The organism is Denitrobacterium detoxificans (assembly GCF_001643775.1).
Taxonomy (GTDB): domain Bacteria; phylum Actinomycetota; class Coriobacteriia; order Coriobacteriales; family Eggerthellaceae; genus Denitrobacterium; species Denitrobacterium detoxificans.
In genome coordinates, this window is record NZ_CP011402.1 from 1,713,202 (window position 1) to 1,738,827 (window position 25,626).

The window sequence follows — 25,626 nt, forward strand, 5'->3', positions numbered from 1 at the left end:
CTAGAAGCGATAGTGCGAGAAGGCGCGGTTGGATTCAGCCATCTTGTAGAGGTCTTCGCGACGCTTAACGGAAGCGCCCTGGTTTTCGGCGGCATCCATGATCTCGGCGGCGAGACGCTGCTTCATCGTATGTTCCTTGCGCTTGCGGCTGAAGTCGACGATCCAGCGGATAGCAAGCGTGGTGGCGCGACGGGAGTTGACCTCCATGGGCACCTGGTAGGTGGCGCCGCCGACACGCTTCGGCTTAACTTCCAGCGTAGGACGAACGTTGTCCATGGCCTTCTTGAACACGGACAGGGCGTCTTCACCCGTCTTTTCCGCAACGATGTCGAATGCACCGTAGACGATACCCTCGGCGGTGGACTTCTTACCGTCGAGAAGAACCTTGTTGATCAGCTGAGTGACCAGCCGATTGTTATAAACTGCATCCGCCTTGACTTCGCGGCGGGATGCTGCTGCACGACGCGGCATAAAGCTTCCTTTCGTTACTTACTACTAGTAGTGTTGCTTCGCTTATTTCTTCGGCTTCTTGGCGCCGTAGCGGCTGCGAGCCTGCTTGCGATCGGAAACCGCAGCGCAGTCGAGAGCAGCGCGGATAATCTTGTAGCGAACACCGGGGAGGTCCTTAACACGACCGCCGCGGATGAGCACCATGGAGTGCTCCTGCAGGTTGTGGCCTTCGCCGGGGATGTAAGCGGTAACTTCCATGCCGTTTACGAGGCGCACACGGGCGACCTTACGCAGAGCCGAGTTCGGCTTCTTCGGCGTGGTGGTGTACACGCGCGTGCACACGCCGCGCTTCTGGGGGTTGCCCTTCAGCGCAGGGGTCTTCTTCTTGACGACCTGGTCGTGGCGGCCCTTGCGGACCAGCTGGTTAATAGTAGGCAAAGCGATTACTCCTTCTGTATCCTGGTCACCCGAAGCAAACCACCTCGGGCACCTTGCCCTTCTTCTTCACTAACGGGTGCGTTCAGCTGTTACGCACACGAAAGTAAGCGCCCCAGCGGGACGCGAAGTGGTACTTTACTATCCCCCATAGTACCTGTCAAACGCCACGCGCCCGGGCGTATCCATAGGCGTGAATTACCGTATTCCCAGTTAGATTGAGGTATGAGCGAGCAATCGAAGATTCAATAGGCCTGTCGTTCGCAGAATCTTCAAGAAACGTATTGACATCCCCGGAGAAGAAGGGTTTCGCACTACACAAGGGACGCTTATGGGCCCGTGCAGCAACACCATATATATGTATGGATAGCTCCCCCATCAGCCTATCACCCAGAAAAGTATCACTATGGCGTATAAAACCCTCATCTTTATCCACCCACGTAGAAAAGCGGTACAATAAGCAGGCAACTATACATCGAGGAAAGGGACTCCCATGTCAGCTGGATATCAGCGCATCTTCTGCGCACTTGACGGATCTTCCGCCCAGTCCGCGGTTGCCCGCAAGGCTGTTGCCATGGCTTCCGACAACAAGGCCGCCCTTCGATTTGGCCACGTGGTCGATGCCGTGCCGAGCGAAGCGAGCGCCATCAATTTCCAAGACCTGTGCGAACAGGCCAGGCACGAAGCCGAGCGTCAGATCGCCGACATCCTGGAAGAGGCAAAAGCCGACGAGAACATTCCCAGTGTGGAAGTCGTCGTCGAGGCGGGCTCCATCAACGACACGCTCGACAACCTGCTCATCGCTCCGTTCGACCCCGACCTGGTCATCTGCGGCGCACGTGGTCTTTCCAGCATCAAGTATGCCTTTGTGGGTAGCGTGAGCACGCACCTCATCCGCACTCAGGAATGCGATGTCCTGGTCGTAAAGTAACGCGAACAACTTCTCTACCTACCACGAAGGCGCCTCGGATTACTCCGGGGCGCCTTCTTTATGCCCGTACGGCGACGGGCGTATATCATCGAGCGCTACGCAGCCTGCGGCGCCGTAGAGGATTCGACCTCACGCACGGTTTTGCGCGGATCGGACAGGCGGAGGGACAGGATGAGCCCCACCACGGCAAGCGCGAACACCAGCAGGAACACCCAATGCGATCCATTCGAGAATGCAAGCGACGCGTCCGCCGCCCCCGAAGCGCCCTGCCCCGCCATGAGGAGACTCGTGGCAACGGCCGTGCAAATTGCGCCGCCGACCTGCTGAAGCGTATTCTGTACCGTCGTGCCATCCGTGGAAAGACGAGCAGGTAGCGCAGCAAGGCCATGCGTCTGCACGGGCGACATTGCCAGGGGCACGCCCACCATCATCACCACATGCGCGGCAATAACGAATGCAAGCGGCGTTGCAGGCGTAACGGTAAGGAACATGCCCGCAGCCACAACCGAAAGTGCAAATCCCGCAAGGGAGAGCGTACGTGCGCCCATCTTGTCGTACAAGCGACCAGCCACCATGCTCACCAGGGCATTCACAATACCGCCGGGAAGCAGCAGCATACCCGTCACGGCAACGGGAATCAGCATGGCGTTCTGGTAAAACTGCGGCAGAATGTACATCGCCGAAAGGGTGATGCCAAAATTCACAATCATGAGCAAGGTGCCAATGCGGAAGCCACGCACCTTGAAGACATCCATGTTGATAACGGGAACGCTCATGCCCATCTGACGGCGGCCATACGCAACCAGGCACAACGCGCCCACGATAAGCGATGCGAGCACCGGCGCCGAAAGCCAGCCGAAGCTCGAAGCGCTACCAGCGCCAAACACCACCAGGCCAAAACCGGCGCACGAGAGCAGTACGGAGAGAACGTCTACATGGGGACGCGTTACCTCGAAGGAGTTCACCTCATACTTCACGACGAACACCATGCCGATGGCAAGCACGATCACGAAGCTAAAGAAGATCCATCGCCAGGAAAGCGCGCCCATGAGGATACCCGCCAACGTGGGGCCCACGGCCGGCGCGAACATGATGACGAGCGCAGTAACGCCCATGGCGGCACCCAGCTTATGAGGGGGGATAACCTGCATGACCATGCTAAACATAAGCGGAAGCACGATACCCGTTCCTACGCCCTGAATGCAACGGCCAACGAGCGCAACGGCAAAATCGTTGGCGAATCCGCTAATGAGCGAGCCCACGATAAACGCACCCAATGCGAAGATGGTGAGCTTGCGCGCGCTCGCCCACTTCAGGAGCAAGCTCGAGAATGGCATGCACAGGCCAATGACGAGCATGTAGCCTACTACCATCCACTGCGTGAGCGCACTGTCCACGCCAAATGCAGCAGAGAGCTGAGGAAGTGCAATATTGAGCGCCGTTTCGCTGTACATGCCGGTAAAGCCAGCCAGATACAGCCCCATAAGCGCCAAATACGGATGAGCAACCTGCACGCGCGCCTTGGGCATTTCATTCATCTGATCCATGAAGAGCAAGTACCTCCTTCTACTTGCAGTGGGACAACGAAAAAGGCGGATGCCGTAACCTAGCTCGTTACGACATCCGCCTTCGCGAATTCAGTGCCCTCACTGCGCTATCTCTATAACAGGTGGGTACTTTACGACAAACGGCTCATCGCTCGTAAGCGCCGTCATACAAGCTCCATCTTTGCTTTACGCCTACATGAAAAAGGGCCCTTGCCATAGCAAGGGCCCTTCGAAAGCACGCTTTGCAGATGCGCTAATCGGCAATGCCGTCATTCGTGCGAATGAGCTTGCGCTTGATCTTCCCACCCACCGTCTTCGGGAGCTCGTCGACGTATTCCACGATGCGCGGATACTTATACGGAGCCGTGGTCTTCTTCACGTGATTCTGCAGCTCCTTGGTGAGCTCGGGCGTGCCCTCATATCCGCGTGCGAGCACGACCGTAGCCTTCACTACCTTGCCGCGAATGGGGTCGGGCGCTGCGGTAACGGCGCATTCCACAACCGCAGGATGCGCCACCAGTGCACTCTCCACCTCGAAGGGGCCAATGCGGTAACCCGAGCACTTGATGACGTCATCGTTGCGCCCCACGAACGACAGATAGCCATCGGGGTCACGCCATGCCATGTCATGCAGGTTGTAGTATTCCCCACCCAAGGCTTCCTTCGTGCGCTCCGGGTCGCCAAAGTAACCCACGAACAGGCCCGGCGGATACGCATCCTTCAGGTGCGTAACGCAAATGGCGCCTTCCTCACCGTCGGGCACGAAGTTGCCATCGTCGTCGAGCAGACGAATGTTCAGAAGCGGGCTAGGCTTGCCCATGGAACCGGGACGCGGCTCGAGCCAAGGGAACGTTGCCACGAGCACGGGACCCTCCGACTGGCCGAAGCCCTCACGAATCTTCTTGCCAGTAAGGCGTTCCCACGCCACAGTAACCTCGGCATTCAGCGGTTCGCCTGCCGTAGCGAAGTTCTGAATGGGGGAAAGGTCGTAGCTGGCAACGTCTTCCTGCAGCATAAAGCGATACATAGTGGGAGGCGCGCAGAACGTGGTGAGCTTGTAGTCCTGCATGACCTGCAGAAGCTTCGCCGGAACGAACTTCATCATGTCATAGCAGAACACGCAGGCACCGGCCATCCACTGGCCATACAGCTTGCCCCAGCCAAACTTGGCCCAACCACTGTCGGTAACGCTCATATGCAGCTTGTTCTCCTGAACCTGCTGCCAATACTTCGCGGTAATGATATGGCCAAACGGATGCTTGAACGAATGCTCCACCGCCTTGGCATTGCCCGTGGTGCCACTAGTAAAGTACATGAGCATAATGTCATCGATTTGCGTGGCCGCATCGCCTTCGGGGCGCTGCCACTCGGGGCTTGCGCTGGCGATAAGGTCGCTGAACGACAGCCAGCCTTCACGCTCGCCGCCACACACGATCTTGCCCTGCACCGAGGGAGCATCCTGGAGAGCAAGCTCCGTCTGCTCGCAAACGTAATCATCGTTCACGCAAACCATCATCTTCACGCCTGCCAGATTGCAGCGATAGGCAATGTCCTTGCGCGTAAGCTGAATGGTTGCAGGAACCACGGTTGCGCCAATCTTGCACAACGCCATGGCGCACACCCAGTATTCCCAGCGACGACGCAGGATCATGAGCACGACATCGCCCTTGCGAATGCCCTGCTCCCAAAAGACGTTGGCCATCTGGTTGGACATACGCGAAATGTCGGAGAACGTAAACTCCTTGCGATCGTCGTTATCATCCACCCAAACCAGGGCCTTCTTTTCCGGCTCCACGCGTGCCCACTCGTCCACGACGTCATAGGCGAAGTTGAAGTTCTGGGGAATGTTGATGGTGAAGTTCTCGAAGAAATCCTCGTACGAATCGAACTCAATACGAGGACAATATTTACTCAGAATGTAATCCACAATGACTCCTGGCTACGCGTTCGACTACTCGGCAATGAAGGTGAGGAACTTGGCAGGTTCGTTGCCTCCGCACCGCTGGCCATGAGGGTGCATGGGGTCGAAATAAGCCGAGTCGCCTTCATTGAGCTGGTACTCTCGCCCATCGTAGGAGAGAATGACGGAGCCTTGAACTACGTAATTGAACTCCTGGCCGCCGTGGGTAACCAGTTCCGCGGGATCGTCGGAAGGATCGAGCGTAACCATGAGCGGCTGCATGATCTTATGCGAGAAACGCCAGGCCAGATCCTCGAAATGATAACCGGGAAGGCGGTTCACCTCACGACCGGCGCCAGCTTTGACCACCTGGATGTTGGTCAGGCGCGTCTCGCCGCCCGTAAGAATCTCGGTGAACTCAACGCCAAACTTATTCGCCATATGATAGATGGCGGAAATGGGTACGTCGGCACCCGTCTCTTCCCATTCAGTGTACGTATCGACATCTACGCCAAGCTCGGCTGCCATGGAATGACGCGATACCTCGCAGGCCTCACGGAGACCCTTGATGCGTTCGCCCAGCTCGCGAAAATCGTCTTGCATAGTCTTACCCCCTTGGGAAGTGTCGGGACCAGTGGCAATCAGTGTAGCGCACTTTAGTATGCGAAAGTGCCGAGGGCGCAAATCGTCACACGAGCGACGCATTGGGGCTGAAGAACGGCACGATCGGCCCTGCGAATTGGCGAAAGCATTGATTCGGGCACGAAAAAAGCCCGCCCCGCGATATGGCGGAGCAGGCTTGCAGTCGCTGTTCGGCGGAAACCGCGCGAAGGCTAGTTGGCAGCCAGGATGGGAGCGGCAACCTGCTTCTTGCGGGACAGGATGCCATCGATCCAAACCGTCTTGGAGCTATCGATGCCGAAGACGCTGTCGACGACAGCATGATTGCCCTCTACCAGGAAGTTGCTGCCCTCGGCCAGAATGTCGGTAACGAGCACGAGCACGAAGTCGTAGCCCTTTTCCTCCTGCAGCTTGCGCATGTAGGCGCGAGCTTCCTCTTCGCGCTTCATGGCACCTTCCAGGTCGACCGTTTCGTGCTGGGCGATGAGCACCGTGGTGGAACCTACTTCGAATTCCTTGGCGTCGGCACCCACGTACTTCTCGATGGGCAGATCGGCTTCGCCACCGCGGCACTTGAAGAGCTGCTGGCCAAACTCAACGTACTTCTTGCCCGTGATGCCTTCCAGGTAGGCGATCTGCTCTTCGTCGACCTTGGTAGCCGTGGGGGACTTCAAGATGACCGTGTCGGTGAGGATGGCGGACAGCAGCACGTTTGCGATGGCAACCGGAATCTCGATGTCATGCTGGCGGCAGAGCGCGGAAATGACCGTGCACGTAGAACCCCAGGGGCGAACCGTCATGTAAATGGGAGCGGCAGTGGCAACGTCGCCGATGCGATGGTGATCAACAATACCCACGACCTCGGCATCAGCCAGACCATCGACAGCCTGCTTCAGCTCGTTGTGGTCGACGAGCATGACCTTCTGGCCAGCTTCCACGTGGTCGATCAGACGAGGAGCGTCGATACCGTTCTGCTCGAGGTTCCAAGCCGTCTCGGGCGGAAGGGGGCCGAGGCAGACGGCCTCGTACACATCATCGCGGCCCTGGCGACGAGCCAGCTCGTTCTCGAAGAACGCCAGGCCTACAGCGGCCGAGATAGCGTCGTTGTCCGGATTCTTGTGTCCCACAATGATGATGGGTTCTGCCATGGGATTTCCTTCCTTTGCAGCTTTCAGGCTAAATGGATTACTTTCCGATTTTGACAATTGGAGCGTAGTCTTTCAACAATTTTTTGGTGGAACCGCTCTTCGAGAAGCGAATCGAGAGGGTATCTCCATCTACCTTCACAACGCGACCGCGGCCAAACACCTTATGGTCCACGATGTCGCCGATGGCAAACGTAGCACCTGCGGCGGCCTTCTTCTGGGGAGCCTTCGGGGCCGTATGCACGCGCTTCGACGTGCCACGCGCGCTGGACGTACCGAACACGCGTCCCTGCCCCGCTTCCGCGCTACTGCCGGAAATGCCGCGACGACTGCCACGCTTTTCCCAGCCCGTTCCCGAGAAGCCCGACGAACCCAGGCCCGTAGTGGAAAGCAGTTCGGAGGGAATCTCGGCCAGGAAGCGCGAGCGAGGATTCGCCTGCGTTTGACCAAACAGCTTGCGTTGACCCGCACAGGTAAGGTACAGACGCTTGCGAGCGCGCGTAATAGCAACGTAGGCCAAGCGACGTTCCTCTTCTACGCCCGCACCGTCGTTCATGCTGCTCATATGCGGGAAGATGGTTTCTTCCATGCCCGCGGTGAACACATAGTCGAACTCCAGGCCCTTCGCGGCATGCACCGTCATAAGCGTAACGGCCGTGCCGTCGTCGCTCATGGTATCCAGGTCGGTACGCAGCGTAACCCACTCGATGAAGTCGGAAAGCGAGTTGCCGGAAAGCACGCGAACGGGTTCTTCGCCCAGCTGTTCCGCACCTTCCCCACCGGCAACGGGCGCGGCGAACTGCGCATCGGAGTCATCGTGCGTGGCAGCGAATTCATCAACTACGCCCAAGAATTCCTTGATGTTCTCGGCGCGACCACGCGACTCGTCGGTATTCTCCTCTTCCAGGGCGCGCACCAGGCGGCTCTTATCGATGACCATCTCCACGAGCTTGCGCAGTTCGCCTTCCCAGAAGGACGTCTCCATGATGAGCTGAGTAAATTCGCCCAGGGCACGACGCGTTGCAGCACGGAAGGACTCATCGGCACAAGCCAGCTGGCAGGCCTCCAGGAACGTGCACGCATTCTCGATCGCCATCATGTCGATGCGCTCGACGGTGCTCTTGCCAATACCACGGCGCGGCACGTTGATGATGCGCTTAGCCGCCATGTCATCGGCAGGATTCACAGCAAGCGTGAGGTACGCCATAACATCGCGAATCTCGGCGCGATCGAAGAATCGCGTGCCGCCCACGATGCGATACGGAACGCCCGCACGCAGCAACATATCTTCAAGCGTACGACTCTGCGCATTCGTGCGGTAGAACAGGGCGAACTGGTTGTAACTTGCGCCCTTGCCATGCTGGCGCTCAATCTCGCCGGCAATCCAACGCCCTTCGTCGCGCTCGTCGCTGGCCAGGTACACCTGCACCTTTTCGCCCTCTTCGCCCGTAGAGATGAGCTTCTTGCTCTTACGATGCACGTTGTTGGCGATAACGGCATTGGCGGCATTCAGGATGGTAGCCGTAGAGCGGTAATTGCGCTCTAGCTTCACCGTGTGAGCGTTCGGGTAATCCTTCTCGAAATCCAGGATGTTGCGAATGTCGGCGCCACGCCAACTATAAATCGACTGGTCGTCGTCGCCTACGACCATGAGGTTGCGACGCTTGGCGGCCAGCAGCTGACAGATGGCGTACTGGGCGCGGTTGGTGTCCTGATACTCGTCGACCATGATGTAGCGGAAGCGATCCTGGTACGCCTCGAGCACCTGGGGATGATTCTTGAACAGCAGCCACGTAAATACGAGCAAGTCGTCGAAGTCGAATGCGTTCGCCTGGCGCAGGCGCTTCTGCAACTCGTCGTAGACGCGGGCCGCCACCTTGGTAATGGGGTCGGCAGCCTGGGCTTCGAACTCGCCAGGAAGCACGAGTTCGTTCTTCGCCGAGGAAATGCGGTTGCGGATGGCGTTCACCGGAAAGCGCTTCGGATCGATGTTCTGCTGCGCCATGATGTCCTTCACCAGGCGCTTGCTGTCGTCGTCGGCATAAATGGTGAAGCTATTCGAAAAGCCCAGCACCTCGGCATTCGCACGCAGAATGCGCACGCACATGCTGTGGAACGTGGAAACCCACATGCCGCGGGCGGCTGGCCCCACGATGCCATCCAGACGCTCGCGCATCTCGTTGGCCGCCTTGTTGGTAAACGTAATGGCCAGAATCTGCCAAGGCGGCACGGAAAGGTCTTCCACCATATGGGCAATGCGGTACGTAAGCACACGCGTCTTGCCGCTTCCGGCGCCAGCGAGAACGAGCAGCGGGCCTTCGGTGCATTCCACCGCTTCGCGCTGCTCGGGATTGAGCGAATTCAGGTCGATTGCCATGTACTCCCCATCGATAACGTGATTTCATCTGTGTCGTAGGCCACTTACTTTACTTCATAACGAAGCACGCCCCGCGGGATGGCACAAAGTAAGCAGAGCCGAAAACGCGACAGGGTAAGCCCATGCGCAAGTCCCATTCAGCAGTAACGCAGCCCATCGCTTTCCCACCAGGTGCTTTATACGAGAAGCCCCCAAACGAACACGCAATTCAGGCGTCAGCTATAGATTTTCCCGAACGCCCTGCAGACGGGCGGGCGCGTATACTAACAGCAATGCTTTCATACTCATGGAAAGGACGCCTCATGGCCATTGCCTACGATAAGAAGACCCCGCATCGTTTCGACGTCGTTGGAAGCTTCCTGCGCCCCGCTGCGCTGCGCGAAGCGCGTGCCCAATTCGCGGAGGGGGCAATCTCCCGCGAAGAGCTTACAGCCGTAGAAGATGACGCCATCCGCGATCTAGTAGCAAAGCAGCAGGCAGCTGGCCTTTCCACGATCACCGACGGCGAGTTTCGCCGTGCCACCTGGCACCTCGACTTCATGTGGGGTTTCGCAGGCATAGGCCATGCGCCCACCGAAACGGGCCTCCCCTTCCACGATGAAGCGGCTATGCTCGACGACACCTTCGTAACGGGCAAGATCCGTCTGGAAAGCGAGCATCCTTTTGTAGCCCACTATCGCTTCGTACGCGACCTAGAAGACGAGAATACGGTCGCGAAGCTCACCATCCCCGCGCCGGCACAGTTCCTGGAGCAGCTCATCATGCCGTTCAACGCCGAGCGTACCCGCGCATTCTACGCAACCGACGAAGAGGTCGCCGACGACCTGGTGGCCGCCTATGGCGCATTCATCAGCCAACTCTACGAGGCAGGCTGTCGCAACCTGCAGTTCGACGACTGCTCGTGGGGCATGCTCTGCGACAAGCGCGCACCCCTATTCTTCGGCACCGACGAAGCAGGCATCGAAGCCGTGAAGGAGCAGCTGCTCGCCGTGAACAATCGCGTACTCGACGCACGTCCCGAGGGCCTTACCATCAACACGCACGTCTGCCGCGGAAACTTCCACTCCACCTACGCCAACGAAGGCGGTTACGAAGCCGTGGCAAAAACGCTATTCGCACGTGAGCACGTTGACGCGTTCTTCCTGGAATTCGACGACGAACGCTCGGGTGGCTTCGAACCGCTGGCAAGCGTTGCGGAAGGCAAGCAAGTCGTGCTAGGCCTCATTACTTCGAAGCGCCCCGAGCTTGAAGACAAAGACCAGGTCATCGCACGCATCCGCGAAGCAGCGAAATACGTTCCGCTCGACCGCCTGTGCCTCTCGCCCCAGTGTGGCTTCGCTAGCTGCGAAATTGGCAACAAGCTCACCGAGGACGAGCAATGGGCCAAGATTGCACTGGTCCGCGAAATCGCCGAGGAGGTATGGGGCTAGCCACTACCACTTGGCGAAATCGCCTACCCCTTTTGAAAAAACTTGTTGACAGTGGCAAACCAATGCCCTTACACTTCGTTTCAATCGAATAGCTCGAAACCGTTGAGGCGAAGATCAAGCCAATCGGGCACTCACAGAGAGCGAGGGATGCTGGAATCCTCGCAGAACGCCAATTGGTAAATGGATCGCCGAGGGAAAGGGGAAAGGCCAACCCACAGGAAGGCCGAGTATCCGGACCGTGAGCCCGCGTTAGAGGCAGAACATGTGATGGCATGTTCACGAGTGGGTTTCCGCAAGGAAACCAAGCAAAGGTGGCACCGCAGGTTGAATGGCCTGCCCTTTGAAGCTCCAAGCCGGAGTTTTGAAGGGCGGGCCATTTTTTATTTGCGCGAAAACGACTTCGAGGCATTCGAACCTAGCAACCGGCCGCATAAGCGGCCACAACCGAAAGGAACAGCAATGTCCGAAGTAACCGCTACCCCCGCAGGCCAGAAGCGCACCGTACATGCCGTTGCCCAGGAAAAGAACGGCCTGAGCACGCAGGACCTCATCCTCATCGCCGTTTTGCTGGCAGCCGGCGCCGTGCTGAAGCTCACCGTGGGCTCCATGCTTGCCTCGTTTGGCATGAAGCCCAACTTCATCATCGCCATGTACTGCCTGGCCATCATCCTCACGCGCCCCAAGGTGGGCCAGGCCGCTATCATCGGACTCATCGCTGGCCTCATCTGCCAGCTGCCCATGCTCAACGCCACGCCGGGCCTGAACATCATCTCGGAAGTGCTGGGCGCGCTCGTTTGCGGCCTGCTCGTAAAGGTCCCCATGCGCATCGGCGGCAAAGCCGACATCAATCCCATCGTCAACACGTTCATTTCCACGGTAGTCTCCGGCGGAACCTTCGCACTCATGGCCATCTACATCAACGTGGTGAGCAACGCCAACAGCCAAACCACCTTCGCGGCAGCCGTAGGCGCATACGCACTCATCGTGCTGGGCACCGCCACGTTCAACGCCATTCTGAACCAAGTGCTCGTGCCCATCATGCGCAAGGTGCTGAAGAAATAGGCTGGCATCACGAGTTTCACCTCACAGGAGGATTGGCATGATCACTATTAGGGACTTCTCGTTCGTATACCGAGAAGGCGATGCGCCCACCGTAAGCGGCGTGAACCTAAACATTCCCAAGGGAGCCTTCGTGGGCATCACCGGCCCTGCGGGATGCGGCAAGAGCACGCTCACCTACGCACTCAACGGCATCATCCCCCACTGCTATCCCGGCGACTTCTACGGTTCCGTGCAAGTAGACGGCCTGGACACCTGCGAAGCATCGCTCACCGACATATCGCGCGTCGTCGGCAGCGTTTGCCAGGACATCGATTCGCAGATGGTTTCCTCCATCGTGGAAGACGAGATTCTCTACGGCCTGGAAAACTTCGGCGTGCCACACAGCGAAATCGAGGAGCGCGTTAGCGAGGCCCTAAACGACATGGGCATTGCCGAACTACGTGATCGCAGCATCGCAAGCCTTTCCGGCGGACAGAAGCAGAAGGTTGCCATTGCCTCCATCTTGGCACTGCAACCACGCGTGCTCGTACTCGACGAACCAACTGCCGAGCTCGACCCCGCCAGCTCGCTTCAGGTATTCGAACTGCTGGAACGTTACGCGCGCGAGCACGAAACCACAGTTGTAGTAGTCGAACAGAAAATCGCGCTGCTTGCACGCTTCGCCAGCCAACTGGTCATCATGAACGAAGGACGAATCGTTTTCGCCGACGAGCCACGCTGCGTACTTACCCACGCCAATGAACTAGCCAACCTGGGCGTAAACTGTCCGCGTGCAACCACGCTCATGAATCGCTTGGGCTACGGCGTATGCCGCAACGTGGAAGAAGCGCGCAACATGCTAGCCGAAGCACTACCCACGCCCACACACACCGCAACGATGCAGGTGGAACGCCTGAGTTCGCCCACACACACGCAACCCACCGTTCTGGAGTTCCGCAACGTACACGCCTCGTACGATGAGGGCACCCCCATCCTTCGCGGCGTGTCCTTCACCATACGGGAAGGTGAGTTCGTAGCATTCGCCGGCACCAACGGAGCAGGCAAGTCGACCACCATGCGCTTGGCAAATGGCCTCCTGAAACCCGATTCCGGCACCGTGCTCGTAAGCGGCAAGCCCACCACGCACCTGCAAACGAGCGAACTGGCCCAGCGCGTGGGGTTCCTATTCCAAAACCCCGACCGGCAGATATGCTGCCCCACCGTACGCGAAGAGCTCCTGTTCGGCTTCCGCGCGTTGAAGAAGGACGAATCGGAAGCCGCGAAACGTGTTGACGCAATCATTGAAGAGTTTGGGTTCAACCCCGACGACGATCCATTCCTGCTGAACCGCGGCACGCGCCAGTTACTGGCGCTCGCTTCCATCGTTGTGTTGGAGCCGCGCGTCATCATCCTGGACGAACCCACTACGGGCCTCGACTACCGCGAATGCGAGAAGGTCATGGGCATCATTCGTCGCCTCCACGCTTCGGGAACCACGGTAATCATCGTGTGCCACGACATGGAAGTGGTAGCCGACTTCGCCGAGCGCGTTATCGTAATGAACGAAGGCTGCGTCATTGGAGATGGCCCCACATTCGCCATGCTTCGCTCCGAGGAAACGCTCCAAAACGCCCACATGACGCCACCGCAGATAGTAGAGCTTTCGCTGACTCTACCCCTCGCTCGCCCCGATTTGGCGAACACGACCATCGCACGCGCGAACACGCTCGACGACATGGCAAACGCCATTGACGACATTCGCGTCAACCAATCCATGTCATCGCACGAACCTGCAACTGAAAGGAGCCCACGATGAGGGGATTCCTGGAATACATTCCTGGCAACTCGCTGCTGCATCGTTTGAACCCCATCACGAAGCTGTTGGGCGCCATCATCTTTGCCGCGGCCTGCTTCTGCACGTCGAACCTGCCCTTCCTCCTGGCCATGCTCATGGCTGGCGTGGCCATGGCTGCTAGCTGCGACATGATGCAGCAAACGTCAAAGCTCATGAAAGCCGTGCTCGTATTTTCGGCCATCCTGGCTCTCATCCAGCTACTCACCATCCCCAGCGGCGCCATGCTCATTCCCCTGCCCTGGGGCTATGTGGGATCCGACGGCGCCGGAGCGGCCGCAACCACCATCTTGCGCTTGGAAGCCGCAGCCATCCCCCTGTTCCTGACGTTCTACGTTACGAAGATCACCGACATGACAAACGCAGCCGTGAAAGTGCTGCACGTGCCCTATCGCTACGCGTTCACGTTTTCCTCGACCGTGCATTTCATCCCCGTATTCCTGAATGACATGCACGGCATCATGGAGGCCCAAACCGCACGCGGCGTGGAGTTCGATGCAGGCGGCATCGTGAACAAGGTACGCCTCATGGTTCCCCTCTGCGTTCCCCTGCTAGTAAGCTCCGTACGCAAGACGAATAGCGCCGCCATTGCCGCAGAAGTGCGTGGGTTCAATCTACGCACCCGCGCTTCGGGATACCACGAGTACCCCATGACGGCAACCGACTACGCAGCATTCGCGCTGGTTATCGGCATGCTAGCTGCTTCCATCTGCCTTACCGTTCTGCTGTAGCACGCCCACCATACGCACGAGGCCCTGCGCGAACCCGTCTGTTCGCGCAGGGCCTCGATTATACGCATGAACGAAAGGTCTGCTACCCCTCCGCCAAGGCGTACCAGGCGATTCCTTCGGCACGCCACCCCAAACGTACGAGCATGTCGTTTTCAGACGCGCTCGTAGTGAAGTTATGCGCACCCGACGTTGCATTGGGATTGTACTGGCGATACACGGGAACATCATCCTCGTCGGCGCTGTACCAGCCAATGCCCTCGTACTTCCAGCCGAGCCCTCGCAGCCAATCGCGCTCTTCGGCGCTCATCGTGTAATGATGATCGCCTCCATTCGGGTTATACAGACGATACACCGGCGTAGGCGAAACGGCAGCGGCAATCCACCCCACGCCTTCATATGTCCAACCAGCCCGCACCACGTCATCGCGCTCGGAAATGACCGCCGTATAGAAATGCTCACCGGAATTGGGGTTGTACAAGCGATACATTATCGAGGGCGCGTAAGAGACGGCAACTTCGATCGATTGAGCGGACGCCACGTAGTCGCAGTCGTCGGCATAGGAAACGGTAATAGTTGCCTCACCCACCGCCTTCGGCACGACAAGCCCGTCCTCCGTTACTTCGACAACCGCTTCGTCTGAAGAAGCGTAGGCAAGCATCGCATCTGATGCGACACCCCGTACTTCCAGGGGCGAAGCGGCATCGCCATAGTTCAGCTGGGTCGACGCCAGAGAAACGGTAAAAGGCTGCTCGGCCTTTTCGATGGTGAACTCAAGCGTTTGCGAGCCCGAATAGCTGCCCATGCCGGCAACAACCACCGTCGCCGTACCCGCATGCACGTTATCGGCGTACAGCACCGTGTAATCCACGCCTTCCTGAAGCACCGTACCATTAACATCAGCAACGGTCACCGCCGGCTCACACGCTTCGCCCGTGTAGACGGTACTTTCGTATTCCAGAGAGACGTCGAAGCAGGGAATGTACGCATCGAGCATCTCAAGCGCTGCACACGCATCTATCATTCCGTAGCCATAGAGTCGATCCCAGCCAGAATCACCCAAATCCGTGGATGACTGTTCCAAAATCTCCTGCGCGTCGTCTGGCGAAAGCGATGGACACTCAGCAAAAAGCAACGCAGCTATGCCAGCCACCAACGGCGATGCCTGAGAGGTACCATCAAGCCAGTTGTACGGCTTAGGATTTTCGTCCGCACTGTCATATTGAATCGTGCTCCAGATACGGGTGCCAGGAGCACTTATATCTTTCGTTCTATTCGAAGAGTCCCGCGTAACGCCTGTCTCGTTGTAATTCGACGAGGATGACTTCGTATACGCAGCACCACTCACCTTGACAAGATAATTCGCTAGAGCGGTCTCGTTCGTGAGGCTCGTTGGGGGCAAAACGCTGCTCGTAAGATTTATCACGCTCAAACAATCATCGTAATCGCCAGGATACTCGGCACACGGAGCGATAATGTTGCCTGACCCAGTATTCCCCGCGGCACACACCGTAAGAATACCCGCCTCGCGCGCAGCAGAAATGCACTGGCAGAGAGCGTCGTTGGACCAATCGTAATCGGTAAAAACCTTCACACCTGCGCTAATATTCACAACGCGGATATCGTATTCCTGCGCATGGTCGAGCACGTAATTCATCGCACGGAACGTATACTCCGACGTATTGCCGCCACTATCGTCGAACATCTTAACGGCCACGATATTCGCGTTATACGACGCACCGGCAACGCCCACGCCATTGTTCGCAACGCCCGAAATAATGCCCGCAACATGGGTGCCATGGCTATCGGAGCTCACGTCCGTAATTGCACCCTCGGTATCAGTCGCGGCATCGTACTGCGCGACAACGTTACCTTGAAGATCCTCGTGACTAGCATGGATACCCGTATCGAGCACGGCAACGCTCACATTGGCATCGGCCACGCTTTCATTGCTATTGTCGCAACGCGCCAAATCCCACGCCTCGGGAAGGTTCACGGCGTCGAGCGCCCACTGATACGAGAGCAACGTATCGTTCACCTGGGTCGTTTGCGCTTCCAATTCCACAGCAGCATCGGACTGGGCAGTAAGCCCCAGCAATTCGGCAGTGCTTTCGTCGTCGGATGTATCGGCCACCTCGTCGTCGGGCAGCTCGAAGATCCAATTGGGTTGAGCGGAAAGCACGCGCGGGTCGCTCTCCAACTCGGCAATGGCCTGCGCAACCGTCACGCCATCGGCCACGGGAAGGACCACCACCGCGCCCGAAGTGTAATCGCACGTAAGCACGCCGTCTTCGATTGAGCCCAGAACCACGTCACTGCTGGCTATATCGGCATCCTGCACCGATGTGGCTGCATCGACGACCGACTCGGCATCATCTTCCGCAATATCATTCTTAAATTGCACGAGCACTTCGCCCGCAACGTAGGCATCGCCTTCCGCTTCGGCGCTTACCCCCGTAACGTCTTCGGCGGCTTGCACCGAAAGGACATTCCCCAAAGACGATTCGTCCGCATATGCAGAATAATCGCCCAGAACCCCAAACGCGGAAGCGGGAACGCATGCCAGGGATAGCCCGACGGCGCACAGCGCCGACAAGAAAGCCCTCATGGCAGCTCCTCGCATCCGTATGAACAGGTAAACAGCGGTTAGTGTAGCAAATTCGCGTGGAGCAGATTACCACTTTGATCGTCGGGCTGCAGAATAACGTGCTCTCCCCATGCCGAGGCAAAGCGCTCGCAAGCGCATTCGACCAAAGACGACCGCACGATGATAAGGGCGTGAGGATACGCCGCGCTGGGACCCATGTCGAGCAGCGCCATGGCTTGCGTAAGACCCGCTCCGCGCACGAGCTCGAGCGGCCCCAATTCGTCCACCACGAGCAGCGACGGAAACGCGACCACGTCGTTTCGCTGGGCGGCAAGCGTGCTGAATAGCTCGTTTACCTGATTCACTGCATCTTCCTCGATGCGCCACTTGGTGCACGTCTCGTTCGCGTGAGCCGCTTCGGGCACGCCATCACCGGACAAATCACGTCGGAGCGCAAACCGAATGCGCCTGCCTTCGGGCAGCAACACGTTGTCGATGCCCCGCTTTTCGAACCCATCGGGCGTGCGCTCCCATATACCCGGAGCAATGACGCCCGCAGCAGGCACCCCATTCGCACGCAAGTATGCCAGCTCGGCTTCGAGCCAGCGAGTTTTCCCGATTTCGAATTCGCCCGTGAGAATGAAAAGCATGACAACTCCTGCAGCCGAACGACCGCTCCGTAGGCTAGGCACGTATACGCTGAACGGTAGCATGCCGCGTTGCGAGGTTCAAGCGAATGAGTCAGGCGCTTCGCCAAGCGCCCGCGAAAAGCGCAGGATGAACGCCTAGCAGTAGCTCGCCCCACGCAAAGGAGGGCGCCAAAGACGCCCTCCCAAGTGCATGTATGTTCGTTTACGCTTAGGACAGGGCCCTACGACGAATGCAGATGCCAAGCACGATCGCAGCGATAAGCTCGGCCAGAGCGAGGAACGCGAGAGCCAGGGGGCTCACGGAATCGCTCGTTGCAGGCACCGAAGTATTGCCGGCAGCAGATGCGGCCTTGGCATCGCTATTGACATTACTCTGGGCAGGCTCGCTCGCACCCGACGTGGCCGCATCGGCAGTCTGGGCATAAGCCTTGTCGACGCCCGTCTGGGAATCTACTGCGGGAATGCCAGAAGGCTCTTCCCCGGATTCGCCCGTCGGGTCAGTCGGCTCGGTCGACTCTCCACCCGTAGAGCCACCCTCACCCTGGCTACCGCTTTCGCCCGAGCCGCCTTCGCCCGAACCGCTCTCGCCGGAACCACCTTCGCCGGAAGTGCCGCTTTCACCCGAACCACCTTCGCCAGAACCGGTCTCGCCGGAACCACTCTCACCCGAAGCGCCTCCACCTTCACCCGAGCCACTCTCGCCAGAGCCGCCTTCGCCCGTGGTGCCGCCCTGGTCACCAGAGCCGCCTTCGCCCGAAGTGTTTCCGCCCTCAGGATTGGTAGTTCCGCCTTCGGCCCCTTCGCCACCAGTAGCGGTGTCGTCCATCAGGAAGACGAACGTGGAAAGCTTGCCATTCAACTCAATTTCGACTTCGCCGTTCTCGACAGTCGCCTTGTGCTCAATAATCTCCTCGGCGCTCGACTCGTCCTTCTTGTGAATCTGCAGGATCTTCAGCTTGTCACCATCTTTGGCGTTGATTCCGCTTTCCGCCATGTTGAACTTGAGCTTCATGCCCTCCAGACCCTCATGTTCGGTCACGTTCGTCGTAGTATTGCCGGAATCGTCGTTGTACTGAGTAAGGTCGACCTGTACCATGCCAAGCACCGTATCGGCTGACATCAAATCCGAATGGGCAGAAATAACGTTGCTTGCCTCGGACGCAGTTAAAGGCGACGAAGTCAACCCGTACGAAAGCACGCCAGCCGGCAGCGCATCTCGACTGAAAAGTCCGCCCGTCGCATACACGATCGATTGCCCCGCATTGTTCTTCAAGGGAATTGTGCGGAATACGGCGATGTAATTCGTATCGCACGTTACCGTATACACATAGTCATAACTCCAGCCAGAAGTTTCGAGTGGCGTGCCGTCGGCAGCAGACACGGGCTTCCATTCGTCGAAGATGTACTTAGCGTATTCGGTAGCGGCCTTCGTGGGATGAGCAGGCTTCCAAACTACCTTGGCCTCCGTACCCTCGTTGTACAGCCTGGAATCGACCGTAATGTAATTACCATTTTCGTCCGTGCCGCTTACCGGGACAATCGTGACGCCGTCATCCATGTAGAACGTAACTGCATACTGAGCTGCGGGAATATGAGGAACCAAATTAATGTACTTGATGTAGGGACTATTCGAGACCTGCCATGAATCAAGAGCGAAGTACTCAACGTACTTCTCAAACAGATTAGTCACATGGGTCACCGTCAGCTTGTACAAGCCCGTGGTGGCAACCGAGTACTCATTGGCAGCCGACGAGCAATACGCATACGGGAACCACTCATAATTCGTACCACCCCATTGCTGTTGCTCGGAGTACATGTCAAGATAATCTTTCTGCAAATCGACGATGAAGTCATCGCTGTTAAGCTCTATAAAATCGCCCGTAGTGGAGTCGCTGGCAACGATGATCATATTAGCAGGGCCCGCCGAAGCAGCAGCAACGCTAATGTGGAACACCACCGGATTTGAAGCGTAGAGCACATAGCCAACGTTCTCGTCTACAGTATTTTTCGAACGATATTCCTGCACGTACGTAAACTGGACAACGATGGTGCGCTCGCCAGGCGTTTCAAAATACGCCGAAGAGATCAAGTTCCTATATGAGTCAGATCCGCCAAAGTGGCTTTCACCCGTATTGGGATACAGAAGCTTAATGGTTCCGGTAAACGTGTCGTAGATATAAGGAAGGTGCCTATAAAACCTAAACGATGTGCTATCCGCAAACCGAGATGCATCAACCCTCCAAAGCCTGGACTTAGTGTCCATAAAGTCATCGATGGTGACACCACCATACTCCGTAAGGCTCGAGCCGCCTGCTATGCCACCACCCGATAAAGCGGGATTCGTAGTAGGGTCGGAATAATAGGTACCCTGACCCAGTGGAGTGCTGTTGAGATACCAGGTATACATCAAGCCTTGCTCAAAGGATCTCATGGTGTATTCACTCGTATCTTCGGACGGCAAGGGAACCGTAACGTACACCCCCGAACGAGCATCGTACACGGAACTCCCCAAGCGAAGGTAATCGACGCCAACCTCGAGGTTTACGCCCTTCCCAACCTCACTCGAGATATACACATGCACTGCATTAGTGGTTGGGTCCAACGTGGAGGTGCTGGCATCATACGAATCCGTCGTCCTAGGGGTAAGTCCCACAAACACGTTCGCCGTGCCATCATCCCCTGGATATGGAGTGCTATCAGCGACGCTCAAATTAGCACTGTCGGCGGATCCGCCCTTATTAGCCTGCGAAACTGCGGGGGTAGCAGAGGCTGGGGTATCCCCTCCTGCGTCGGGCGCAGTTACCTCTTCGGAGGACGGTGCGATGTCAGCGCCCGCTGCAGGCATAGAAGCATCCTCGGAAGACGCAATAGGAGCTGCAGACACATCAGCCACGGCCTGCTGGCCCTGGTCGACATCAACTACAACCTCGGAAGCGTTATCGCCGTTCACGCCTTGGTTTTCAGCGTCCGCATATGCGGGGGTAGTACCCATGGCAAATGCCAAGCAGAACGTGAATGAAAGGATTGCAAGAAACGAGAGTGCCCGCTTCGTAGGGGCCATGCCTTGCGTGGTCATGGAGGTCATCGCACACCACCCTCCTCGAAAAACGTGCAGAGACGACACCACTGTACCCTCGTTCATCACCAATCTCTTGCACGGTCGCAAAGCTAAACGGAGCGATTACCCATCCGTAATAGAAATGTTATCGATTCAGTATCACTTGTTATATCACCGCTGGGTACCCTACCCACATGTAAGCAATAGAAGCAACGGCCACTCCCCTTGCAAACAAAGCTCGCATGAGAAACGACCGTTATAAACGACTTTTCAAGCAGGCTCTACGACTCGGCGGCCGGCAACTTATCCTGGCGGACGAACGAGACTACAGATCCCAGGGAGGGGATCCCCCACCTACATGCGAGCAATCGCATCCGTAAGTTGGGTAAGCGCGCGTTGCACCGTTGCGCGTTGCGTAGCCAAATTCAGGCGGATGAAGCCATCGCCCTCGGGCCCGAACATATCGCCCAGATCAAGCCATAGCCCCGCTTCGTCCTCGATGAGCGCGCGTAGGTCTTCCCCGTACAAGCCAAGCTCGCGACAATCGACCCACGCAAGGTACGTGCTCTGGGCAGGCACCAGATGCAGCTGGGGCGCATGCTCGGCCAGATACGATTCAACCAGCGCCCAGTTCCCCTCGAGGTATTTCTTCAACTGCGCAAGCCATTCAGCGCCCTGTCGATAGCACGCCTCGGTAGCCACGAGCCCCAAGACGTTCGGTCTATTCGTGCCGGTAGCATGCATGGCGTCCTTGAATACGCGGCGAAGCTCGCCATTAGGGATGATGATGTTCGATGTTTCCAGCCCTGCCAAGTTGAACGTTTTACTGGCTGCCGTGCACACGACGCAACGCTGAGCAATCTGGTCGTCAAGCGTGGCGAACACCGTATGCTCATAGCCCGGGCGGACGAAGTCCATGTGAATCTCGTCCGACACTACTATGACGTCGTTGCGCAGGGCGATTTCCGCAATGCGCGCCAATTCGTCGCGCGTCCAGAGGCGCCCACCGGGATTATGGGGATTGCACAGCAGGAACAGCTTCGCTCCGCTTTCCTGAATCGTCTGCTCGAGCGCATCGAAATCGATGCTATAGATGCCATCTTGGTACGCAAGCGGCGCATTGGCCACGCGACGCCCGTTACGTTCGATCACATTGGTAAACGGATAGTACACGGGGCGCTGAATGACCACCGCATCACCCGGCTCGGTAAACGCACGCACGGCCATGGCCAGGGCGAACACTACGCCCGGCGTGGGGACGATCCAATTCGGGCTTACCTGCCAACCATAGCGCGCCATCCAGGAAACAACTGCCTCGCGATAGCCATCCCACGGATTCGTATAGCCGAAGACGGCATGGTCAACACGCTGATGCAGGGCTTCCACCACAGCAGGAGGCACGGTGAAATCCATGTCGGCAACCCACATGGACAGCAAACCCTCGCGCTTGCCCATTGCCGCAGCCGCATCGAACTTCATCGAATGGGATCCTCGCCTATCGACGGGCGCATCAAAATCGTATCGCTCCATGAGCACCTCCGCTGTTGTCGTTTTACTGTCGTTGTACCAGAGTTGGCAGTCGATAACGCGCAGTTCGAACTTCCACGCCGAATCGGCACGAACACGTGACATAGCACGTAAAGAAAGAGGGACGGCCAAAGGCTTTGCAATCGAGTTCGGCTTGCCTTACTATTGGTCAGAAACATCGAACGCAATCGAGGGGACACACCCATGAAACAGCACATCATCGGCATACGGAGCGCAACGGGAACCCGTCTGAGGTACGCCTTGGCCGCAGGAGCTATCTGCAGCCTGACCATCGCTCCCCTTACGCAGGCATTCGGCGACAACGAAGCAGCCAACCCGAATACGTCCAACGCAACGAACGACAACGCGCAAGAACAGATGCAGGAAGCGATTGCCAGCACGAAGAAGGAGATCGTCTATACCTACGCCGACGCAAATGGAAACACAACGCGCACGCAGGTAAACGACACGCTCACCAACCCTTCGGGAGCCTCGTTGCTTGACGACGCCTCCACGCTCACCGATATCGAAGGAAATGACAACGACCAAACCTACAGCCAGAACGGAACGAACCTGGTATGGTCGGCCGACGGAGACGAAGTAAGCTACAAGGGCTCACCCACCGAAAGCACGCCCATTACCATGAAGGTTTCGTACACGCTTGATGGGAACGCCATTTCCGCCGAACAGCTCGCGGGCAAAAGCGGACGCGTCACCATTCGCTTCGATTACGAAAACACCTCGTGGAACATGTGCGATGTAAACGGCACGCAGGAAAAGGTCTACACCCCATTTGCCTGCATCTCCACGCTGCTCCTTTCAAACGACCATTTCACGAATATCGAAACCGAAAACGGCAAGGTCATTGACGACGGGTCGAACAGTGTCGCCGTCGGTTTCGCCTTGCCCAGCCTGCAGGAATCGCTGGGCGTAAGCGAGGACGACTACGAGATTCCCTCCTATTTCGAAATCACTGCCGACGCCACCGACTTCCAACTAGACGGAAGCTACACGATAGCCACGACCGAGCTCTTCAGCGATATCAATACCGACAGTCTGAATATGGACGACATCGACAGCGCCCAGAGTGGACTGCAACAGGGCATGGATGCGCTCCTTTCGGGAACCGACGCGCTTGCCGCAGGTCTGCTCCAACTTGCTTCAGGCGCGCAAGCACTCGATAGCGGAACGCAAAGCTTGCACGCTGGAGCAAGCGCACTGCAAGAAGGTGCTGCAGCGCTGCCCAGCGGCACCCAACAGCTAGCCGAGGGCGCAAGCAACCTGGCAGAAGGGGCAAGCGCCCTTGAAGGCGCAACGGACCAGCTGAACAGCGGCACGCAAGCGCTTGCAAGCGGCACCGCGAGCCTCTCCGATGGCATCCAAGCGCTTCAGGGGAACGACAACGCCGGCCTGCAGCAAACCAGCATCGCCGCAGCTGCGCTCCAAAGCGGCCTGGGAAAGCTCGCAAGCGGCACGCAAGCGCTCATAGACGAGCTCGACGCAAACACATCGCGCCTTTACGGCGCAGGGAACGCTGCCAGCGCCGCCGCAAGCAGCGCAGGGGACGCCAAGAGCAATGCGCAAAGCGCGCTTACCACGCTCCAGGCGCTCAAGGACTCGGGAACGCTTTCGCAAGATGAAGAAAGGCAGGTAGACGACGCAATCAGCGCGCTTACCTCGACGAAGGCGAGCGCCAACAGCGCGCAGGTCGCAGCCGAAAGCGCCCAGGACAACATCGATTCGGCCATGCAGAGCATAAGCTCCACGGGAGACCTAGGCGCAGGCCTGCGCAGCACCCAAAGCGACCTTTCGAGCGCTGCAAGCGATGCCTCGGACCTGGCCACCAACGTATCGAGTGCGTACGACACCGCCGGAACCCTGGCGGATAGCGCCTCGAAAGTTTCCAGCGGCTCCAGCGAACTTGCCGAAAGTGCCAGCTCCATTACGAGCGGCATTTCCCGCCTTTCGAACGGAGCAGCCTCCGTTTCCAGCGCATCATCCCAGCTTGCCGCTTCAGCAACACCGCTCTACAAAGCGCTATGCCAGCTCAGCGGGGGCACGGAAACACTTGCATCGTCTACGCCACTGCTAGCCAACGGCCTGCAGAGCGCCTACGAAGGGTCCGTCGCACTCTCCAGCGGTCTCTCCACGTTCCAAAGCGAAGGCATTCAGAAGATCGTCGACGCCCTAGGAGACGCAGAGGCCGCCAAAGCGCGCCTGAACGCGGTCTCGGAAGAGGCAACGGCTTACGACAACTTCAGTGGCAAAGCCGCAGGCACGCAGGGTACCGTGCGCTTCGTGTTCAAAACGGCAGCCATCGAAGCTGGTAACTAGCCGATAAAAGCACCAAGACCTGGCATAACGCACCACATGTTACAATCTCCCCCGAAGAGAGGGAGACAATCATGAATAGCAACCAGCTGCGATGGTTCTGCAGCGCATGCGAAACGCGGTCGTTCGCCAAGGCAGCCGAAGCCACGTTCGTATCACGCCAGGCATTTGGTAAGGCGATCAAGAGCATGGAAGACGAACTGGGATGCCCCCTGTTCCACCGTACGGAGCAGGGGGTCACCCCTACCGAATCGGCAATGCTCATCTACCCCATCGCCCAGCGTTGCGTGAACGACATCGCGCACATGCGCGCCATTTGCGACGAGCACGCGCTTTGCACGCGCACGCCCATCCGCATCGCCATCGCCGACGGCGTAGTGGAGTCCATGGACGATAGCTTCTTCGACGAGCTAGAGCGCAAGAACCCCACCTGCGATATCGCCATCGAGAAGCACTTCTACACACGCTGCATGGACTACCTGCACGATGGCAAGGTCGACTTCGCTATCGCCCCTGGCCCGCTTCGTGAACAGCAGCTGGAATCCATTCCGCTGGCACGCGAACAAGTCTACGCAGCAACCGCGCCGGGAACCGTTCACTTTCCCGCCAACGAGGTCACGCTGGAAAACCTGGCCACGCTCTCCTTCTTTTCGGTGGGAAACGGCGAGCGCGCCATGCTCGGGCTCGATCGCATCTTCGAAGAGCACGGACTTGCCATCAACCGTATCGACCAGTACACCGAATTCGGCATCGTTATGCAGAAAGCCCATACAGGCACGGCAGCGGCACTCGTACCGGAAAGCATGCTCCCCCGCTTAGCTGCCGACATGGTCACCCTGCCCATCCCGCCAAGCATCACGACATGGGAGCTGCACTGCTTCTGGCTGCCGCACGAGCCCTCCAACGCAGAAGCAAGCATCATTCGCTTCATGCGGGAGCGAATGGTCTAGCTTTTCCCAAATCAAACGCTTGCGTAAACCCACAGTTTCACCCCTGCGCGCAATCGATTCTTCTCC

18 protein-coding genes are annotated in these 25,626 nt (G+C 57.9%); 7 read left to right on the forward strand and 11 right to left on the reverse strand.

Features of this window, described 5'->3' with window-relative positions; all coding sequences use genetic code 11:
- Together rpsG and rpsL are read right to left on the reverse strand one after the other, a co-directional pair.
- On the reverse strand, window positions 1-471 hold the full coding sequence (gene rpsG / locus AAY81_RS07305; RefSeq protein ID WP_066663301.1) for a 30S ribosomal protein S7: 471 nt from the start codon (window positions 469-471) through the stop codon (window positions 1-3).
- A 42-nt stretch (window positions 472-513) separates the two neighbouring features.
- A complete protein-coding gene (rpsL, locus tag AAY81_RS07310) occupies window positions 514-888 on the reverse strand; it encodes a 30S ribosomal protein S12 (RefSeq protein WP_066663304.1) in 375 nt (124 codons plus the stop codon).
- A 490-nt stretch (window positions 889-1,378) separates the two neighbouring features.
- Here rpsL and AAY81_RS07315 point away from each other — a divergent pair, with 490 nt between their 5' ends.
- The gene (locus tag AAY81_RS07315) at window positions 1,379-1,816 is read left to right on the forward strand and encodes a universal stress protein (RefSeq protein ID WP_066663307.1); all 438 of its coding nucleotides are present in this window, start codon (window positions 1,379-1,381) and stop codon (window positions 1,814-1,816) included.
- 95 nt (window positions 1,817-1,911) lie between these two features.
- Here the strand turns inward: AAY81_RS07315 and AAY81_RS07320 are convergent, their stop codons facing one another.
- The 5 genes from AAY81_RS07320 to AAY81_RS07340 form a co-directional block, all read right to left on the reverse strand.
- A complete protein-coding gene (locus AAY81_RS07320) occupies window positions 1,912-3,363 on the reverse strand; it encodes a DHA2 family efflux MFS transporter permease subunit (RefSeq protein ID WP_066663310.1) in 1,452 nt (483 codons plus the stop codon).
- 253 nt (window positions 3,364-3,616) lie between these two features.
- Window positions 3,617-5,290: an AMP-binding protein gene (locus AAY81_RS07325; RefSeq protein ID WP_066663317.1), complete on the reverse strand. Its 1,674-nt coding sequence runs from the start codon at window positions 5,288-5,290 to the stop codon at window positions 3,617-3,619.
- Between the two features lie 24 nt (window positions 5,291-5,314).
- The gene (locus AAY81_RS07330) at window positions 5,315-5,866 is read right to left on the reverse strand and encodes a helix-turn-helix domain-containing protein (protein WP_066663319.1); all 552 of its coding nucleotides are present in this window, start codon (window positions 5,864-5,866) and stop codon (window positions 5,315-5,317) included.
- Window positions 5,867-6,096: 230 nt separating this feature from the next.
- Entirely contained in the window at window positions 6,097-7,032 is a 936-nt protein-coding gene (locus AAY81_RS07335) for a manganese-dependent inorganic pyrophosphatase (protein ID WP_066663321.1), read from the reverse strand.
- Between the two features lie 37 nt (window positions 7,033-7,069).
- On the reverse strand, window positions 7,070-9,406 hold the full coding sequence (locus AAY81_RS07340; RefSeq protein WP_066663324.1) for an ATP-dependent helicase: 2,337 nt from the start codon (window positions 9,404-9,406) through the stop codon (window positions 7,070-7,072).
- 302 nt (window positions 9,407-9,708) lie between these two features.
- Between AAY81_RS07340 and AAY81_RS07345 the strand changes: the two genes are divergently transcribed.
- From AAY81_RS07345 to AAY81_RS07360, 4 genes are all read left to right on the forward strand, one after another.
- Window positions 9,709-10,836 (forward strand): 5-methyltetrahydropteroyltriglutamate--homocysteine S-methyltransferase, encoded by a 1,128-nt coding sequence (locus AAY81_RS07345; protein WP_066663327.1) that lies wholly within the window; start codon window positions 9,709-9,711, stop codon window positions 10,834-10,836.
- 459 nt (window positions 10,837-11,295) lie between these two features.
- Complete coding sequence (locus AAY81_RS07350) at window positions 11,296-11,898, forward strand: tryptophan transporter (RefSeq protein WP_066663329.1); 603 nt, start codon at window positions 11,296-11,298, stop codon at window positions 11,896-11,898.
- Between the two features lie 37 nt (window positions 11,899-11,935).
- A complete protein-coding gene (locus AAY81_RS10705; protein WP_066663331.1) occupies window positions 11,936-13,693 on the forward strand; it encodes an ABC transporter ATP-binding protein in 1,758 nt (585 codons plus the stop codon).
- Window positions 13,690-14,460 (forward strand): energy-coupling factor transporter transmembrane component T family protein, encoded by a 771-nt coding sequence (locus AAY81_RS07360; RefSeq protein WP_066663334.1) that lies wholly within the window; start codon window positions 13,690-13,692, stop codon window positions 14,458-14,460. Before AAY81_RS10705 ends, AAY81_RS07360 begins: the two co-directional genes overlap by 4 nt.
- Window positions 14,461-14,542: 82 nt before the next feature.
- On the opposite strand, the gene AAY81_RS10185 is transcribed toward AAY81_RS07360, so the two are convergent.
- The 4 genes from AAY81_RS10185 to AAY81_RS07380 form a co-directional block, all read right to left on the reverse strand.
- A complete protein-coding gene (locus AAY81_RS10185) occupies window positions 14,543-17,065 on the reverse strand; it encodes a S8 family serine peptidase (protein ID WP_169815804.1) in 2,523 nt (840 codons plus the stop codon).
- A gap of 38 nt (window positions 17,066-17,103) precedes the next feature.
- On the reverse strand, window positions 17,104-17,694 hold the full coding sequence (locus AAY81_RS07370; protein WP_066663337.1) for a P-loop NTPase family protein: 591 nt from the start codon (window positions 17,692-17,694) through the stop codon (window positions 17,104-17,106).
- Between the two features lie 208 nt (window positions 17,695-17,902).
- Window positions 17,903-20,686 carry a RodZ family helix-turn-helix domain-containing protein gene (locus tag AAY81_RS10605; protein WP_205630817.1) on the reverse strand — a complete coding sequence of 928 codons (2,784 nt, stop codon included), beginning with the start codon at window positions 20,684-20,686 and terminating at the stop codon, window positions 17,903-17,905.
- A gap of 420 nt (window positions 20,687-21,106) precedes the next feature.
- The gene (locus AAY81_RS07380) at window positions 21,107-22,384 is read right to left on the reverse strand and encodes a MalY/PatB family protein (RefSeq protein WP_240480570.1); all 1,278 of its coding nucleotides are present in this window, start codon (window positions 22,382-22,384) and stop codon (window positions 21,107-21,109) included.
- A gap of 99 nt (window positions 22,385-22,483) precedes the next feature.
- Between AAY81_RS07380 and AAY81_RS07385 the strand changes: the two genes are divergently transcribed.
- Together AAY81_RS07385 and AAY81_RS07390 are read left to right on the forward strand one after the other, a co-directional pair.
- The gene (locus tag AAY81_RS07385; protein ID WP_066663344.1) at window positions 22,484-24,613 is read left to right on the forward strand and encodes a hypothetical protein; all 2,130 of its coding nucleotides are present in this window, start codon (window positions 22,484-22,486) and stop codon (window positions 24,611-24,613) included.
- A 71-nt stretch (window positions 24,614-24,684) separates the two neighbouring features.
- On the forward strand, window positions 24,685-25,560 hold the full coding sequence (locus AAY81_RS07390; RefSeq protein WP_066663347.1) for a LysR family transcriptional regulator: 876 nt from the start codon (window positions 24,685-24,687) through the stop codon (window positions 25,558-25,560).
- Window positions 25,561-25,626: the final 66 nt, after the last annotated feature.

What these genes read in the sequence shown, in the direction of transcription:
- rpsG (WP_066663301.1), bottom strand. Translation starts at nt 471, where the DNA reads ATGCCGCGTCGTGCAGCAGCATCCCGCCGCGAAGTCAAGGCGGATGCA.
- AAY81_RS07315 (WP_066663307.1), top strand. Translation starts at nt 1,379, where the DNA reads ATGTCAGCTGGATATCAGCGCATCTTCTGCGCACTTGACGGATCTTCC.
- AAY81_RS07320 (WP_066663310.1), bottom strand. Translation starts at nt 3,363, where the DNA reads ATGGATCAGATGAATGAAATGCCCAAGGCGCGCGTGCAGGTTGCTCAT.
- AAY81_RS07330 (WP_066663319.1), bottom strand. Translation starts at nt 5,866, where the DNA reads ATGCAAGACGATTTTCGCGAGCTGGGCGAACGCATCAAGGGTCTCCGT.
- AAY81_RS07335 (WP_066663321.1), bottom strand. Translation starts at nt 7,032, where the DNA reads ATGGCAGAACCCATCATCATTGTGGGACACAAGAATCCGGACAACGAC.
- AAY81_RS07340 (WP_066663324.1), bottom strand. Translation starts at nt 9,406, where the DNA reads ATGGCAATCGACCTGAATTCGCTCAATCCCGAGCAGCGCGAAGCGGTG.
- AAY81_RS07345 (WP_066663327.1), top strand. Translation starts at nt 9,709, where the DNA reads ATGGCCATTGCCTACGATAAGAAGACCCCGCATCGTTTCGACGTCGTT.
- AAY81_RS07350 (WP_066663329.1), top strand. Translation starts at nt 11,296, where the DNA reads ATGTCCGAAGTAACCGCTACCCCCGCAGGCCAGAAGCGCACCGTACAT.
- AAY81_RS10705 (WP_066663331.1), top strand. Translation starts at nt 11,936, where the DNA reads ATGATCACTATTAGGGACTTCTCGTTCGTATACCGAGAAGGCGATGCG.
- AAY81_RS07360 (WP_066663334.1), top strand. Translation starts at nt 13,690, where the DNA reads ATGAGGGGATTCCTGGAATACATTCCTGGCAACTCGCTGCTGCATCGT.
- AAY81_RS10185 (WP_169815804.1), bottom strand. Translation starts at nt 17,065, where the DNA reads ATGAGGGCTTTCTTGTCGGCGCTGTGCGCCGTCGGGCTATCCCTGGCA.
- AAY81_RS07370 (WP_066663337.1), bottom strand. Translation starts at nt 17,694, where the DNA reads ATGCTTTTCATTCTCACGGGCGAATTCGAAATCGGGAAAACTCGCTGG.
- AAY81_RS10605 (WP_205630817.1), bottom strand. Translation starts at nt 20,686, where the DNA reads ATGGGTACTACCCCCGCATATGCGGACGCTGAAAACCAAGGCGTGAAC.
- AAY81_RS07380 (WP_240480570.1), bottom strand. Translation starts at nt 22,384, where the DNA reads ATGTCACGTGTTCGTGCCGATTCGGCGTGGAAGTTCGAACTGCGCGTT.
- AAY81_RS07385 (WP_066663344.1), top strand. Translation starts at nt 22,484, where the DNA reads ATGAAACAGCACATCATCGGCATACGGAGCGCAACGGGAACCCGTCTG.
- AAY81_RS07390 (WP_066663347.1), top strand. Translation starts at nt 24,685, where the DNA reads ATGAATAGCAACCAGCTGCGATGGTTCTGCAGCGCATGCGAAACGCGG.